This is a genomic window from Vibrio sp. YT-19(2023), from assembly GCF_033337395.1.
Genome location: NZ_JAWOQN010000696.1, coordinates 1 through 623, shown reverse-complemented (window position 1 = coordinate 623; position 623 = coordinate 1). Strand labels below are relative to the sequence as shown.

The following is a 623-nucleotide window of genomic DNA, read 5'->3' as shown; positions in this document are numbered from 1 at the left end:
TATTGAAACTAATTCGCTTTCAGCTACGAAGGCTTGCAATAAACGGAGAAAAACAGTGGTTGTAGAAACCGATGGGTATCTCGCTCTCATTGAGCATTTGTCGCTTAATCTAGATATTTTCACAACGGAAATTGGCGATACAGGTTCCGAAAGCATCGAAGATGTGGTTACTGACATGGTTGCTTCAAACATCATGGCGATCTTTGAGCAAAACCCTGAGCTTCACTCAAGCGTACGTTTTAAACTGCTTAAAGAAGCAGATGCCGTTGTAGAAGACCTTGGTGAAGTGCTAGCGGGCGTGTGGAGCAAGAAAGCAACGAACGAACAGATTGCTTTTCTAGATGAATACATTGCGTTAGTGAAAAACCTATTTGATACCGCAGTCGCCACTTACGACTAATGTTCAAATGCCGAGTATGCCCCCTAATATTCAGCTAAACACTATTCCAACAATAAGAAGGGTTACAAGGTAACTCTTCTTACTTGCCAAAACTTGGACGCCCAGTAAGGGTTGTCGATTCTAGAAATAATTACCCCTTTAGACGTTGATGCGTGCATAAACTGCTTGTTCCCCAAGTAGATTCCAACGTGGTAGGTGCTTCGTCGAGTTTTAAAAAACACCA

2 protein-coding genes are annotated in these 623 nt (G+C 42.4%); one reads left to right on the top strand and one right to left on the bottom strand.

Annotated features, from left to right (window positions below; genetic code table 11):
- Nucleotides 1-55: 55 nt before the first annotated feature.
- On the top strand, nt 56-400 hold the full coding sequence (locus tag R7E78_RS27940) for a DUF3802 family protein (RefSeq protein ID WP_005453925.1): 345 nt from the start codon (nt 56-58) through the stop codon (nt 398-400).
- 62 nt (nt 401-462) lie between these two features.
- On the opposite strand, the gene R7E78_RS27935 is transcribed toward R7E78_RS27940, so the two are convergent.
- Nucleotides 463-623: NlpC/P60 family protein (locus R7E78_RS27935; RefSeq protein ID WP_318058860.1), on the bottom strand; the 161-nt coding region annotated here is incomplete at its 5' end.